The sequence below is a fragment of the Mesorhizobium sp. ESP-6-4 genome (assembly GCF_020164735.1).
GTDB lineage: Bacteria > Pseudomonadota > Alphaproteobacteria > Rhizobiales > Rhizobiaceae > Mesorhizobium.
In genome coordinates this window covers 51,340-65,563 of the sequence record NZ_JAIUGS010000007.1, presented here as the reverse complement: position 1 = coordinate 65,563, position 14,224 = coordinate 51,340, and the positions used below count along the sequence as shown (strand labels likewise).

Here is a 14,224-nt window from a genome sequence, read left to right as displayed (position 1 = left end):
GGACAACACAAGGTGAGTTTGTTATGAACGCAGATCCGGACAACACCTCCACCGAGGCGGCTTGCGAGGTATCGCAGGCGCCAGGGAGCGGATTAGCCAGCCTGAGGCTTAGCGTGGTCGGCGCCCTGTTTGCGGTCGCTGCGGCCCTTGCGGCGAGCCCGCATCCCGCGCATGCGCAAGCGGCGCAGCAAGAGCTGCAAAGCGCGCCGTCCTTTGTCGACAATTTCTCGAATTTCAACCAGTCCCGCTGGTTCGTCTCGGACGGCTGGACCAATGGCGCACATCAGAACTGCACGTGGTCGAAGGATCTCGTGCGGCTGTCCGACGGCGTGCTTTCGCTGGGCTTCGAAAAGCGCAAGCTGAAGGACCGCGAGTTCGCCTGCGCCGAGATCCAGACCAAGCAGCGCTACGGCTATGGGGTCTATGAGGCACGGATGAAGACCGGCACCGGCTCCGGCCTCAACGCCGCCTTCTTCTCCTATATCGGCCCGCAGGACAAACAGCCTTGGGACGAGATCGACTTCGAGGTCCTCACCAAGGATCCGTCCAAGGTGCAGGTCAACAGCTATATCCAGGGCAAGCCGAAGAACGGCAAGCTTGTCGACGTCGAAGGCGGCGCCGACAAGGGCTTCAACGATTATGGCTTCGTCTGGGAGAAGGATCGGCTGCGCTGGTACGTCAACGGCAAGCTCGTCCATGAGGTGACTAACCCCGACGAGTTGCCGAAGCATTCGCAGAAAATCTTCTTCAGCCTCTGGGGCAGCGACAAGCTGACCAACTGGATGGGCGCCTTTGTCGATCCCGGCAGCAAGGTGACCATGGAGGTCAAGCGCGTCGCTTTCACCGCTTTGGGCCAGCCATGCCAATTCCCGGAATCGCTGGCATGCAGCATTAGCAATTCCAACTAGGCATGATCCCCCAAAGTGGAACCGATTTTGGGATAGGATCATGCCGAACCAACTGGGCCGTTTGGCCTGGGGGACATCTGAACCGGCCGGACCGCTTTTGCGGCCCGGCCTTTGACAGGAATAGAACCAAATGAATTTGACGGTATTTGGGATTGGCTATGTCGGTCTCGTGCAGGCCGCTGTGCTGGCCGAGGTCGGCCATGAGGTGGTGTGCGTCGATATCGACGAGAAGAAGGTGGAGCGGCTCAACCAGGGCTTGGTTCCGATTTTCGAACCGGGCCTGGAGGCTCTCGTCAGGGAAAACCACGCGGCCGGCCGCATCCGCTTCACCACCGACGCGGCGGCGGCGGTCAGGCATGGCCAAATCCAGATGATCGCGGTCGGCACGCCCCCCGGCGAGGATGGCTCGGCCGATCTGAAATATGTGCTGGCCGTCGCCGAGACCATCGGCCGTGAGATGGACAGCGCCAAGATCGTCGTCGGCAAGTCGACCGTGCCGGTCGGCACTTGCGAGAAGGTGAAGGCCAGGATTGCCGAAACGCTGAAGAGGCGCGGCCGCGAGGATCTCGCCTTCGACGTCGCCTCGAACCCCGAATTCCTCAAGGAAGGCTCGGCGGTCGCCGATTGCATGAAGCCGGACCGCATCATCGTCGGCACCTCCAGCGAGGACACCGAGATGGTGATGCGCGAGCTCTACGCGCCGTTCAACCGCAACCACGAGAAGATGATCGTGATGGACGTGCGCAGCGCCGAATTCACCAAATACGCCGCCAACTGCATGCTGGCGACCAAGATCAGCTTCATGAACGAGATGGCCAATCTCGCCGAGCAGCTGGGCGCCGACATCGAGGAGGTGCGCAAGGGCATCGGCTCGGATCCGCGCATCGGCTACCACTTCATCTATCCCGGCCTCGGCTATGGCGGCTCCTGCTTCCCGAAGGATGTGCGCGCGCTGATCAAGACCGCCGAGGGCGTGAAGTTCGACGCCAAGCTGCTGCGCGCCGTCGAGGAGCGCAACAATGCGCAAAAGTCGGTCCTGTTCGACAAGGTCAACCACTATTTCAAGGGCGCGCTCAGGGGCAAGACCTTTGCCGTCTGGGGGCTCGCCTTCAAGCCCAACACCGACGACATGCGCGAGGCGCCGGCGCGCACGCTGATGGAAGCGCTGTGGGCGGCCGGCGCCAAGGTGCAGGCCTACGATCCCGAGGCGATGCAGGAGTGCCAGGCGATCTACGGCCTGCGCGAGGATCTGCTTTTGTGCGGCACCAAGGAAGCGGCGCTGCGCGGCGCCGACGCGCTTTTGATCTGCACCGAATGGAAGAGCTTCCGCGCGCCGTCCTTCGACGCGCTCAAGGATGCGCTGACGACGCCGGTCATCTTCGACGGCCGCAATCTCTACGATCCCAAGGTGATCGCGCGCTACGGCATCGAATACTTCTCGATCGGCAGGATGGCGGCATGAGGGCTGATTGCCTCAAGGACAATGGCCGTCGCCATGGCTGTGGATTCATGCCGGCGAACGGAGCATCGGCAACAGTATGAGGTCATCAATGGCTGCGCAGCGCAAACCGACGGTCACCGTCATCGTCCCCACCTTCAACCGGCAAAAATTCCTGCCCGAATCCATCGGCAGCCTGCTGCGGCAGACCGTGATGCCGGATCAGATCCTGATCGTGGACGACGGCTCGACGGACGATACCGGCGCGGTGGCGACCTCATTCCCGGCGCCGGTGGAATACCACCGCAAGGAGAATGGCGGGAAATCGACGGCGCTGAATTTTGCCCTGAAGCGCTGCACAGGAGATTTCGTCTGGATATTCGATGACGACGACGTCGCGCACCCGACGGCGCTTGAGCGGTTTCTCGCCGCCTTCGAGCGCGAGCCGGCCGCCGATTTCGCATTCGGCGAATATGCGCGTTTCCAGCGTTCGGCCCAGATCGAGGAGCAGGATTACGAGATCGTCGCCTTCGGACATGTCAGCCAGGACAATTTCTTCCCGTCGCATCTCGAATATTGCCACGTCCACCAGCCGGGTCTCCTGGTGCGCCGCAAATGCTACGACGAGGTGGGTGGCTTCAACGAGACCCTGGTCCGGTCGCAGGACTACGAGATGATGTTGAGGCTTGCACGCCGGTTCAAGGGCATCAGGGTTGATGGCTTGATGTTCTTCCAGCGCCAGCACGACATGGTCCGCGGCAGCACCAAGGTGGTCATTTCCTACACCGACCGGATCAAGGCCTGGGGCGCGTACGACCGGGCGATCATGGAAGAGGTCTACAAGTCGGTCGATCTGCATGAGTATCTGGATCGCTCGGAGCAGGCCCTGCCGAGGACGGCCGATCTCGAGATGCAGGCGCTGCTGCAGCGGTCGAGCATCATGGCCAGGAAGGGTCTGTGGCATCACGCGGCCGAGGACATCCGCCGCTACGCCCTGCTTGCCGAACGCGCCGGAAAGACGTCGCTCAGCGACAAGGAACGCGCCATCGTGCGGCGTACGTTCGAAGCCTACGATACAGGTTTGGCATCTGCCCCGGCCGACGAATTCGTCTCGGCGGTGAAGGCATGGAGGTCGGGACCGCTGAAGGCCGACATCGTCAGGGAATACATGCATTCCTTCCCGCATTATCTGGCGCGGGACCTGAAGGCGGGAAAGGTGATCCCGGCTTCAAAATTGTTGCGGGAGTATTCGGCGCTGTCGCTTTCCGCTTCGCTCGGCCGGCTGTGTCGGGCGATGACGTCGAAGCTTCCCTTGGCGCGCGGCGCAAGCTGATGAGCCGTGGCTTGCGGATACTCGCCCGGGCCGAATTAGGAGCAGAACGATGAAAGTGCTTTTTGCAAGCGGCAACGGGTACATTCCCGAGTTCACCGGCGGCGTGCAATCCAACACGCATCACCTGGTCGAACAGCTGATCGAGCACGGCCATCAGGCGTCGGTCCTCGCCTCGCTGTTCGGCGACGGCATGTTCGGCCTCAAGGCGCGCGCCAAGATGAAGCTGTTGCGGCAGCCAGCGGTTGTCGACAATTTCCCCGGCTATCCGGTGATGCGCGCCTGGTTCCCCTGGGAGGCGGCCGGCTTCGCCGTCGAGAAGGCCACGCCGGATGTCGCGGTCGTGCAGTGCCACAAATCCGTCCTGCTCGGAAAGGCGCTTCTTGCCGAAGGCGTGCCGCTGGTCGTTTATCTGCATAATGTCGAATTTCACGAGCTCGCCGGCGATCCGCGCGAACTCAATTCGGCTTTGTACATCGCCAATTCGGAATTCACGGCGCGCACCTACAAGGAAAAATTCGGCATCGAGTCCATCGTGCTTCCGCCGACCATCAACGACGCGCTCTACTGCACGCATACGACCGGCGAATTCGTCACCATGATCAATCCCTATGAGGAGAAGGGGTTCGATCTGGCGGTGAGGATTGCGGCCGCCTGCCCGGAGATTCCCTTCCTGTTCGTGGAGAGCTGGAAACTGGAGGACGAGCATCGTGCCCGCATCGAAAAGACCATCGCGCCGCTCTCGAATGTCACGCTGGAAAACCGCACCGACGACATGAAGACGGTCTATGGCCGCACCAGGATCCTGCTTGCCCCGAGCAAATGGGAGGAAGCCTGGGGACGCGTGGCGTCCGAGGCGCACTGCAGCGGCATCCCTGTCGTCGGCTCGAGGCGCGGCGGCCTGCCCGAAGCCATCGGTCCCGGGGGCGTAGTGCTCGACTACGACGCCCCGCTTACCGACTGGGCCGCGGCGGTGAGGCGCCTGTGGAACGACCGCCAGGAATACGAGCGGCTTTCGGCCGCAGCTCTGGCCTTCTCCAAACGCCCGGAACTCGACCCCGCGCGGCAATTGGTGGTGTTTCTCGATCTGCTCGAAAGAGCGGCTCGGCAGGGCGTCCGCCACGCTGCGTAGCTTGCAAGCAAGGAGAGGGAATCGTTTGCTGCACTGCACCAAAAATGTTGCGATGCGGCAGAACCTGCAATAGGTTGCGCCGACAGGAGTCAAAGTTCATGCCGCATGCGTCAGGCCCTGCCGGCGACGTTTCCAGCCTGATTTGGGCGAGAACATCCTGCCGATGAGGATTTGCTTCGTAGTCGATAAATTTCCCACTTTGTCCGAGACATTCGTGCTCGATCAGATTGCCGGATGCCTTGAAAGGGGAATGAAAGTCAGCGTCGTCTGCAACGAGATGGCTTTTGGCAAGGATAGCAATGTGGACGATGCACGTTGGCAGACCTTGCCCGGCCCTGTCGTTTCCTGGTGGGGTGGCCTGAATCGCTATCGCTCACTGCTCCGGAAATGGTCCGGCAGATTTTGGGACAAGCTTTCGACCTTCATAGACCTGGCCAACGCACAAAAGCTGCGAAACGTCGATGTGATCGTGGCGCATTTTGGCCATAACGGCCTGCGGGTCGCCCGCGTCATGAAGCGGCGCAGGATTTCCGCGCCTTTGGTGACCATATTCCATGGCACCGATGTCGGCAGGCCGTTGCATGACGGCACTCTGGACCAGTACAAGCCCGTTTTCGAACAAGGGGCTCTCCAGCTCCCTGTGAACGCATTCTTCCGTCAGGCCCTGATCGATGCCGGTGCCGCGCCGGCACAAGTCGCGGTTCACCACATGGGCATTCGCCCAAGCGAGATCGAATATCGCTGGCGTTCCTGGCAGGGACGTACGCTGTCTTTCATCTCGGTCTGCCGGCTGACCGAGAAAAAGGGGACCGAATATGCGCTTCGCGCCCTTGCTTGCCTGCCGCACCGCGATTGGACCTATTCGGTGATCGGCGGCGGGGAATTGTTGGAGGAATTGAAGCTTACAGCCGTCGACCTCGGTATTGCCGACAGGGTGACCTTCCTCGGACCGCGTCCGCACGGCGAGGTGAAGCAGCGCCTGCGCGACGCCCATGTCTTCCTGCTGCCAAGCGTCGCCGGGCGAGACGGCGATCTGGAAGGAATACCGGTTGCGCTCATGGAGGCGATGGCCGGCGGCTTGATCGCTGTCAGCACCTACCATTCGGGAATTCCGGAGCTGATCGAGGATCGCAAGACTGGCTTCCTCGTGCCCGAAAGGGACGTCGCCGCGCTTGCCGGCAAACTCACCTGGATCGCCGAGAACCCGGGCCTGTGCGAGCCGATAGCGCTTGCCGCTCGAAGGAAGGTCGAGGCCGATTTCAATGCCGATACCTTGAATGAACGCTTTGCGCAGATCGTTGCGCGGCTAGGGGAGACCGGATCCGTCACATGAATGCCAATCCGCCGCCCCCGCAATTTGGTCGCGTTGCCTTGCGCGGCGGGCTGGTCACGGCCGGCGCGCAAGGCTTCAAGATAGCGATCCAGTTCCTTTCGGTCGTCATCCTTGCCCGACTGCTCGTCCCCGAGGATTTCGGCCTGGTGGCTTCCGTGGGACCGATCGTGGCCTTCGTCGGCCTGCTTCAGGATCTGGGCCTCCAGCAGGCGGTCATCCAGCGCAAGGAGATCGATCAACGGCAACTCAACCAGGTCTTCTGGCTGAGCGCGGTTGTCGGCCTGTGCGCCGGGGCGGTCGTGGCTTGCCTGGCCCCCGCCATTGCCGCTTTCTACGGCGATCAGCGAATGTGGGGGATAACACTTGCTTCCGCCGTGCCGCTGCTTTTTGGCAGTCTTGCCGCAGTGCCGCTTGCCCTGATGAACCGCCATCTGCAATTCGGCCAGCTTGCGCTCAACGATGCAATCACCGCGGCCGTAGGACTGCTCGCTACCGCAACCGCGGCGTATTTAGGGCTTGGCTATTGGTCTCTGGTTTTGGGTCCGGCTGTGTCGGCTGTCGTAGCGCTGGTTGCCGGCTGGTTGGTGACGCGCTGGACGCCGTCTTGGCCGAATCTGAGGGTCGACGCGGACATATTCAGGTTCGGGGCGAACCTTACGGGCTTCAACCTCGTCAATTTTCTGTCTCGCAACCTCGACAACATCCTCATCGGAAAATATTCCGGCGCGGTCGAGCTGGGTTACTATGATCGCGCCTACAAGCTTCTGCTCTTTCCGCTGCAGAACATCAACCAGCCGCTGACGCGTATCGTGGTGCCGCTGCTCAGCCGCATTCATGAGGACAAGCAGCGATTTCGAGACATCTATGTCCGGACAAACTGGCTGCTGGCCGTTATCACCATGCCCGGCATTGCGACCTTGACACTGACTTCGGAGCAGGTGGTCAGGCTTCTCTTCGGCGAGCGTTGGATGGCCGTGGCGCCGATTTTCGCCTGGCTGGGCATCGCCGGCCTGATGCAATCCGTATCGAGCACCACGGGGTGGATATTCATCTGCCAGGGCAAGACGAAGACGATGTTTCATTGGGGCATCTATTCGTCTTTGACGACCGTCGCCTCCTTCATCGTCGGCCTGCATTGGGGCGCCATCGGCGTCGCGGCTGCCTATGCCATCAGCGGTTACGTGCTGCGCATCCCGGTGCTTGCCGCCCTGATCCATCGTGTCGGCCCGGTGACCGCCGGCGATTTTCTGGGCATACAGGGGCTCTTCATCGTCTCGTCCCTGCTCGCCTGGCTCTCATATCTGTCGCTGCCGGCGTTGCTGACCAATCAGTCGGACCTGCTCACGATCCTTGTGGCGGTTGTCCTAAACTACGGGTTCGCCTTGGCCCTCATGCTTGCTGTTCCGCAGTCGCGCAAGGCGTTGTTCGCCACTCTTGCCAACGTCGCCAGCAACATTGGGTGAGCGGTTGCCTATCAAGGAGGACAACGGCCTGGTTGCCGACATTGCCGACGCATGCTCTTCCAGCACGGCCTCGAGGCTCGCCCGGCGATAGTGGTCAAGACTGGCGATGAATCTGCCGAGTTTTTCGGCTGCTTCCGACGGCGTTACGGTATCAATGTCGAGCAGAAGGTCGTCGACACCGATGCGCTTGGCGACTTCCTTGGTTTTGAATTCATAGGCGATCGGCAGCACCGGTGTGCCGACGCAAAGCGACATGATCATCATATGCATGCGCGTGGCGACGACGAAGTCGCAATCCTTCACCAGCGCCATCAGTTGGTCGGGCGTGTGAAATGCGGCGTCGACATTGACGTGTTCGGCGATTTCCGGGTCGAGCTCGGCCACGATCGCCCGCGCAGTCCTGGCGTCGTCATGGGCATATTCCGGCACACCCTGGCAGGTTGAGATGAAGGTCACCTGCTTGCCGTGGTCCCTGACAAGAATTGTGGCGATCTCCCGGATCGAATCGAGATAGCGGCGCATGCCATCCTCACCGTCGCTGACGAAGCTCCAGTGGCGGACGGAAATAGCGACTCGGCCCGTCGGCGCCGGTGCGCTGCCGAGATGTTTCTTGATCCTGTCGGTATCAGCCAGGGCAAAGACGGCATCGGCGACCACATGGCATTTGCCGGGGTCTTTCACCAGATCCAGTATGTGATTTCTGGATCGCTCGTCACGCAGCAGGATGAGCGGAGCCCGATCGAAGATCGGACCTAGCTCCTGGCGATTGTAGCTTTTCTTGAACGGGCCGAGCGATTGCGTGAAGAAGATCGGGTCCTTGCCCAAGATCGCATCGATGCGGAATTGATTGAGCCGCTTTTCAAGATCGTAGTTCTCGACGAGATAGGTTCCGCCTGTCGTGACCACCAGGTCGGCGCTCGCATAGGCCTCAAGGCCGTGGCGGTCGCTTCTGGTGAAGAACACGCTGCTGGCGCCGTTTTGGGCAAAGCGGCGCAAGGCGCGCAAGACTCCCCGATTGTAGATCGACTTGAGCCGGCCCTTTATCCCGCCGCCATGCTGATCCCTGAACAGGGATTCCGACAGCAGCTTGTGGAATTCGAGATCCGGGTAATCTTTCTTCGGGTAAAGCCTGGCCGCGACGTCGGGCTGACTGTCGAAAACCAGGAACTGCACATCGCCGCCGACGATCGATCTGAGAATATGGCGGATAGCCAAAAGGATCGCGGCATCGCCAGTGTTCAGACACACTGTGTTTTCGATCACGACTTTCATGGGGAACCTCGTTTCGCGTCCGTGGCCAGGCCACAGCGGTTAAACGGCATGTTTGCCGGAGTGCTGCCACGCGATCCGCGTCGCGATCTGGCGTGCTGCTCCGCGCTGATAGCCAACGCGAAATCCGGATCGACGCCAAGCAGGCTGAGAGTAGCTTATGATTTTTGCAGTGCAACAAAAAATGTGCGGGCGCTTGCTACGCCGCACCAAAATTGTTGCGATGCAGCAAAAGCTGTACTAGCATCCCCGATGGGTGGGCCCAACAGCGGTCGAGTTACATGCTGCATGTCTTGTACCTTGTGCATGACGTATCCGACCCGGCGGTGCGCCGGAGAATACAGATGCTCAAGGCAGGCGGCGCCAGGGTTACCCTGGCGGGCTTCCGCCGCACCACCAGCCCGGTCGCCGAGATCGAAGGCATCGAGCCTGTCGACCTTGGCGCGACGCGCGACGGCCGATTCGCGCAGCGCATCGGCGCTGTCGCCAAGGCAGCCATATCGATCGGCGCGAAGCTGGGCGCCGTGCCCAAGCCTGATCTCATCATCGCGCGCAACCTCGAAATGCTGGCGCTGGCCCGCCGCGCCAACGGCGCGCTCGGGGCGAGCGTGCCGATCGTCTATGAATGCCTCGATATCCATCGCCTGGTGCTGCGCGACGACTTCGTCGGCAGGACGCTGCGTGGCGCCGAACGCCATCTCGCGCGCGACGTGAAGCTTCTGGTGACGAGCTCGCCGGCCTTCATCGCCAATTACTTCGAGCCTTTCGGGCAGATCGTCGCACCTGTCGAGCTGATAGAGAACAAATATTTCGAGGCAGCATCCGTTGTCGCCGCGCATTCTGTCGAGGACGACAGCCCGTTGCCGCCGCCCTGGCGTATCGGCTGGTTCGGCGCGCTGCGCTGCCGCCGCTCGCTGGAGCTGCTGGCCGATTTCACCCGCCGGCAGGCGGGCCGTTTCGAAGTCGTGCTCAGGGGCCGTCCGGCGCTGTCCGAATTTCCGGACTTTCACGGTTTCGTCGAGGCCGAGCCGTGGCTTTCCTTCCGCGGCCCCTACCGCAATCCGGAGGACATGGCAGCCATCTACGGTGAGGTGCATTTCTCCTGGGCGATCGATTTTTTCGAGGCAGGCCAGAATTCCGAATGGCTGCTTCCCAACCGCCTCTACGAGGGCTGCCGCTTCGGCGCCGTGCCGATCTCCATGGCGGACACCGAAACCGGCAGGTTCCTGAAGCAGCGGGATATCGGCGTGCTCCTGCCCGAAGCGACGCCCGAAAGCCTCGAGGCGATGCTGAGCCGGATGGATCAAGATGAATATCGCGGCCTGAGGTCGCGCGTGTCGGCGCGCAATCCGAAGACCTGGAGCTACGACCGCAGCGACTGCGCGGCCTTCGTCGACAAGCTGCGCGGCCTCGCCGCCATGCCTTCGGCTTTTGCGACACAGGCGGCCGCGTGATGGCGCAACAGGGCGAACAAAAACCGATGGCGCAGTCCGCCTCATCGATCCTGATCGTCATTCCCTGCCTCAACGAGGCCGCCCATATCGGCGGCCTGCTCGACCAATTGCGGCCCGCGGCGGCCCGGCTCGGCGGCCGCATCGTCGTCGCCGACGGCGGCAGCACCGACGGCACGCAAGCCATCGTCGAAAAAATCGTGGCGAAGGATCCCCGGGTTATCCTGCTCGCCAATCCGAAGCGCCTCCAGAGCGCCGCCATCAATCTCGCGGTGGCGGCCCTTGGCGAAGGCGTCGACTACCTCATCCGCATCGACGCGCATGGCGGCTATCCGGACGACTACTGCGACCGGCTGGTGGAGGAAGCCCTCGCCACCGGCGCTGATTCGGTCGTCGTTTCGATGCTGACCGCCGGCACCGGGGCCGTGCAGAAGGCGGTCGCGGCGGCGCAGAATTCCAAGCTCGGCACCGGCGGCTCGAAGCACCGGCACATGTCCGAAGGCGAATGGGTCGACCACGGCCACCACGCGCTGATGCGCATCGCCGCCTTCAGGCATGTCGGCGGTTACGACGAGAGCTTCAGCCACAATGAGGACGCCGAGTTCGACTACCGCCTGCGTCAGGCCGGCTACCGCATCTGGATGAGCGGCAGGACGCAGATGGTCTACTATCCGCGCTCGACGCTGAAGAGCCTCTATTTCCAGTATCTCGGCTATGGCCGCGGTCGCGCCAGGAACGTGCTGAAGCACCGCATGGTGCCGAAGGTTCGGCAGATGATTCCGCTGCTGGTTGCGCCCGTGGTGCTGCTCGCCCTGTTTTCCTTCGTCCACTGGCTGGCGGCGCTGCCGTTCCTCTTATGGGCGGCGGTGTGCCTCGGTTACGGCCTGGTGACGGCGATACGCCAGCGCAACGCAGGCATAGCGCTCGCCGGCGTCTCGGCGATGGTCATGCATTTCGGCTGGTCGGCCGGTTTCTGGCAGCAGCTTCTGGCGTCTCGATTGCAGCGCAAGGTGGCGTGATGACCGGGCGCTCGATCGACATCTGCATCTGCACTTTCCGTCGGCCGGAGCTGGCCGACACGCTGCGCTCCGTCGCCGCGCTGGAGAAGCCGGCGGGAGCCGAGATTGGCATCGTCGTTGCCGACAATGACGATGAGCCCGGCGCGCAGAAGCTGGTGAGAGCATTGGCCGAGGAATTGAAGCTGCCGGTCCGCTATCGTCACGCGCCGGCGCGCAACATCTCGATTGCCCGCAACGCCTGTCTCGACGCCAGCGTGTCGGACTTCGTTGCCTTCATCGATGACGACGAGACGGCGTCGCCCCGCTGGCTGGTCGAATTGATGGCGGCGGCCGATGCCACGGGCGCTGCGGCGGTGCTCGGTCCGGTGCGGGCGCATTACCGCCCCGACGCGCCGGACTGGATGCAGAAGGGCGACTTCCATTCCACCTTGCCGGTCTGGGTGCGCGGCGAGATCCGCACCGGCTACACCTGCAACGTGTTGCTCAAAATGGCCGACGCGAGCCTTCGCGGCCGACGCTTCAGCCTAGCGCGCGGCCAGACCGGCGGCGAGGACACCGAGTTCTTCGATGCCATGGTCAAGGCCGGCGGCCGCATCGCCTTTGCTCCGCAAGCCTTCGTCGACGAGGTCGTGCCGCGTGCCAGGGCCGCGTTCGACTGGCTGCGCCGCCGCCGCTTCCGCTTCGGCCAGACGCATGGCCACCTGATAGGACACAGCGCCGGCGGGTTGCGTCGCGCCGGTCAGGTCGGGCTCGCTTCGGCCAAGGCTGCCTACTGCTTCGGCATGGCTATTTTGACCGCCATCAGCCCGGTGCAGCGGAACCGCAGCGTGCTGCGCGGCATTATGCACGTTGGTGTCGTCAGCGGTTTGATCGGCGTCCGTGAAATCCGCCAATACGGCCTCACGTCGCCAGAACAAGGGAACAAGCGTGCAGCCTGACGTCAGCTTCGTCATCGCCGCCTACAACGCCGAGGCGACTCTCGACCGCGCCATCGCCGGGGCGATCGCGCAACTCGGCGTGACCGTCGAGGTCATCGTCGTCGACGACCAGTCGAGCGACGGCACGCTGGATGTGGCGCGTGCTTATCCGCAAGATGTCGTCAAGGTGGTGGCGCTGCCCGCCAATCGCGGTCCGGGCGGCGCCCGCAATGCCGGCCTCGACCTGGCGCGCGGCCGCTGGGTGGCGGTGCTCGATTCCGACGATGCGGTCCTTCCCGGCCGCCTGGCCACGATGATCTCCCGCGCCGAAGCGGCGGGCGCCCAGATTGCGGTCGACAATGTGCAGATCGTGCGCGAGGACGGCACGCCCGACGACACCATGTTCCCGGCCGGCTATCTCGAAGGCTTGCGCGAAATATCGCTGGCCGACTACATCGCCGGCAATCTGGTCTTCGAATCGCGCTTCAATTTCGGCTATCTCAAGCCGATCTTCCAGCGCCGGTTCCTCGACGACAACAAGCTGCGCTACGACGAGAAGCTGCGCATTGGTGAGGACTACATTCTGCTCGCAAGCGCGCTGGCAAGCGGCGGCCGTTGCGTGGTCGAGCCGACCGTCGGTTATGCCTACCACATCCGCACCGGCTCGATCTCGCGCGTGCTCGAACTGCATCACGTCGAGGCGATGACGCGCGCCGATGCCGTGTTCGCGGCGGCATATCCCATGGACAGCGACGCAAAGGCGGCTTTCGCCAGGCGTGGCCGCAGCCTGCGCAAGGCGGCGTCGTTCCTGTCCCTGGTTCGGCACATCAAGGCACGCGCCCCGCTCAAGGCGATCGGCGCGGCGCTCAGGGATCCGGCGGCGATCGGGCATATGTCGATGCCGATCGCCGTCCGGCTCAGAAGGCTTGCGGCGCAAGTTCGCCGTGGGGGCGGGGAGATGAAGCATGCGGGCGATTTGATAGCCGGCGACAGGTAGAAATCTTTTCTCTCAGAAGGAAGAGCAGATGCAGAAAGTCAGGAAGGCAGTCATCCCGGTGGCGGGGCTCGGAACGCGGTTCCTGCCGGCGACCAAGTCGATGCCGAAGGAGATGCTGCCCGTCGTCGACAAGCCTGTCGTGCAATATGCCGTCGACGAGGCGTTCGAAGCCGGCATCGAGCACATCGTCTTCGTCACCGGCCGCAACAAGGCGGTCATCGAGGACTATTTCGACCTGCATCCTGAACTGATCGGCACGCTGGAGCAGACCGGCAAGAAAGCGCAGCTCGAAGCGCTGGAAAGCCTGCTGCCGGAGGCCGGCGCCACCTCCTTCATCCGTCAGCAGTCGCCGCAGGGCCTCGGCCACGCCGTATGGTGCGCGCGCGAGGTGATCGGCAATGAGCCTTTCGCGCTGCTGCTTCCCGACATGGTGTCCTTCGGCGCGCGCGGCTGCCTCGCCGAGACGGTCGATCTCTATCAGCGGACCGGCGGCAATGTGATCGCCGTCGAGCGCTGCGACCCGGCCGAAACCAGCAAATACGGCATTGTCGGCCGCGGCGCCGACGTGGCATCCGGCTTCGAAGTGACGGCGATGGTCGAAAAACCCGCGCCGGCCAATGCGCCGTCGAATTTCTACATCAATGGTCGCTACGTTCTGCAGCCGGAGATCTTTGCCCTGCTCGGCAATCAGCAGCGCGGCGCCGGCAATGAAATCCAGCTCACCGACGCCATGGTCCGGCTGGCCCAAAGCCAGTCTTTCTACGCCCGGCCTTTCGACGGCCGCATGTTCGACTGCGGCTCCAAGGAGGGCTTCATCGAGGCCACCATCGCCTTCGCCCTGGCGCGCGACGACATGAAGGGCCCTGTCTTCGAGATGCTGCAGCAATTTGTCCGGTCGCATGAGCGCCGGGAAGTGGCCGCATAATGCCCATTTTTCGGGTGCATATGCGGTTTCGCGATGGCGCGA

12 protein-coding genes are annotated in these 14,224 nt (G+C 62.8%); 11 read left to right on the top strand and 1 reads right to left on the bottom strand.

The window, feature by feature from the left end; translation table 11 throughout:
* The first annotated feature begins 23 nt into the window (after nt 1–23).
* From LB523_RS15405 to LB523_RS15380, 6 genes are all read left to right on the top strand, one after another.
* On the top strand, nt 24–908 hold the full coding sequence (locus LB523_RS15405; RefSeq protein WP_224603996.1) for a glycoside hydrolase family 16 protein: 885 nt from the start codon (nt 24–26) through the stop codon (nt 906–908).
* A gap of 130 nt (nt 909–1,038) precedes the next feature.
* Nucleotides 1,039–2,370: a UDP-glucose dehydrogenase family protein gene (locus LB523_RS15400; RefSeq protein ID WP_224522961.1), complete on the top strand. Its 1,332-nt coding sequence runs from the start codon at nt 1,039–1,041 to the stop codon at nt 2,368–2,370.
* An 88-nt stretch (nt 2,371–2,458) separates the two neighbouring features.
* Nucleotides 2,459–3,679 (top strand): glycosyltransferase family 2 protein, encoded by a 1,221-nt coding sequence (locus tag LB523_RS15395; protein WP_224603981.1) that lies wholly within the window; start codon nt 2,459–2,461, stop codon nt 3,677–3,679.
* Nucleotides 3,680–3,728: 49 nt separating this feature from the next.
* Complete coding sequence (locus LB523_RS15390; protein WP_224603977.1) at nt 3,729–4,808, top strand: glycosyltransferase; 1,080 nt, start codon at nt 3,729–3,731, stop codon at nt 4,806–4,808.
* 142 nt (nt 4,809–4,950) lie between these two features.
* The gene (locus LB523_RS15385; RefSeq protein WP_224603974.1) at nt 4,951–6,141 is read left to right on the top strand and encodes a glycosyltransferase; all 1,191 of its coding nucleotides are present in this window, start codon (nt 4,951–4,953) and stop codon (nt 6,139–6,141) included.
* Nucleotides 6,138–7,604 (top strand): lipopolysaccharide biosynthesis protein, encoded by a 1,467-nt coding sequence (locus LB523_RS15380; RefSeq protein ID WP_224603971.1) that lies wholly within the window; start codon nt 6,138–6,140, stop codon nt 7,602–7,604. Before LB523_RS15385 ends, LB523_RS15380 begins: the two co-directional genes overlap by 4 nt.
* On the opposite strand, the gene LB523_RS15375 is transcribed toward LB523_RS15380, so the two are convergent.
* Nucleotides 7,506–8,876, bottom strand: a complete 1,371-nt coding sequence (locus LB523_RS15375; RefSeq protein WP_224603969.1) for a polysaccharide pyruvyl transferase family protein — start codon at nt 8,874–8,876, stop codon at nt 7,506–7,508. The two genes, LB523_RS15380 and LB523_RS15375, sit on opposite strands and share 99 nt — an antisense overlap.
* A gap of 278 nt (nt 8,877–9,154) precedes the next feature.
* Here LB523_RS15375 and LB523_RS15370 point away from each other — a divergent pair, with 278 nt between their 5' ends.
* From LB523_RS15370 to galU, 5 genes are read left to right on the top strand one after another with little or no spacing between them, the layout of a single operon-like run.
* A complete protein-coding gene (locus LB523_RS15370) occupies nt 9,155–10,327 on the top strand; it encodes a glycosyl transferase family 1 (protein WP_224545090.1) in 1,173 nt (390 codons plus the stop codon).
* A 26-nt stretch (nt 10,328–10,353) separates the two neighbouring features.
* Entirely contained in the window at nt 10,354–11,343 is a 990-nt protein-coding gene (locus LB523_RS15365) for a glycosyltransferase family 2 protein (protein ID WP_224604573.1), read from the top strand.
* Nucleotides 11,343–12,281 carry a glycosyltransferase gene (locus tag LB523_RS15360; protein WP_224603954.1) on the top strand — a complete coding sequence of 313 codons (939 nt, stop codon included), beginning with the start codon at nt 11,343–11,345 and terminating at the stop codon, nt 12,279–12,281. Before LB523_RS15365 ends, LB523_RS15360 begins: the two co-directional genes overlap by 1 nt.
* Complete coding sequence (locus LB523_RS15355) at nt 12,271–13,257, top strand: glycosyltransferase family 2 protein (RefSeq protein WP_224603942.1); 987 nt, start codon at nt 12,271–12,273, stop codon at nt 13,255–13,257. Before LB523_RS15360 ends, LB523_RS15355 begins: the two co-directional genes overlap by 11 nt.
* 28 nt (nt 13,258–13,285) lie before the next feature.
* The gene (galU, locus tag LB523_RS15350) at nt 13,286–14,182 is read left to right on the top strand and encodes a UTP--glucose-1-phosphate uridylyltransferase GalU (protein ID WP_095766145.1); all 897 of its coding nucleotides are present in this window, start codon (nt 13,286–13,288) and stop codon (nt 14,180–14,182) included.
* Nucleotides 14,183–14,224: the final 42 nt, after the last annotated feature.

Bases quoted from the DNA above. Each gene is read 5' to 3' on its own strand.
- LB523_RS15405 (WP_224603996.1), top strand. From the start codon at position 24: ATGAACGCAGATCCGGACAACACCTCCACCGAGGCGGCTTGCGAGGTA.
- LB523_RS15400 (WP_224522961.1), top strand. From the start codon at position 1,039: ATGAATTTGACGGTATTTGGGATTGGCTATGTCGGTCTCGTGCAGGCC.
- LB523_RS15395 (WP_224603981.1), top strand. From the start codon at position 2,459: ATGGCTGCGCAGCGCAAACCGACGGTCACCGTCATCGTCCCCACCTTC.
- LB523_RS15390 (WP_224603977.1), top strand. From the start codon at position 3,729: ATGAAAGTGCTTTTTGCAAGCGGCAACGGGTACATTCCCGAGTTCACC.
- LB523_RS15380 (WP_224603971.1), top strand. From the start codon at position 6,138: ATGAATGCCAATCCGCCGCCCCCGCAATTTGGTCGCGTTGCCTTGCGC.
- LB523_RS15375 (WP_224603969.1), bottom strand. From the start codon at position 8,876: ATGAAAGTCGTGATCGAAAACACAGTGTGTCTGAACACTGGCGATGCC.
- LB523_RS15370 (WP_224545090.1), top strand. From the start codon at position 9,155: ATGCTGCATGTCTTGTACCTTGTGCATGACGTATCCGACCCGGCGGTG.
- LB523_RS15365 (WP_224604573.1), top strand. From the start codon at position 10,354: ATGGCGCAGTCCGCCTCATCGATCCTGATCGTCATTCCCTGCCTCAAC.
- LB523_RS15360 (WP_224603954.1), top strand. From the start codon at position 11,343: ATGACCGGGCGCTCGATCGACATCTGCATCTGCACTTTCCGTCGGCCG.
- galU (WP_095766145.1), top strand. From the start codon at position 13,286: ATGCAGAAAGTCAGGAAGGCAGTCATCCCGGTGGCGGGGCTCGGAACG.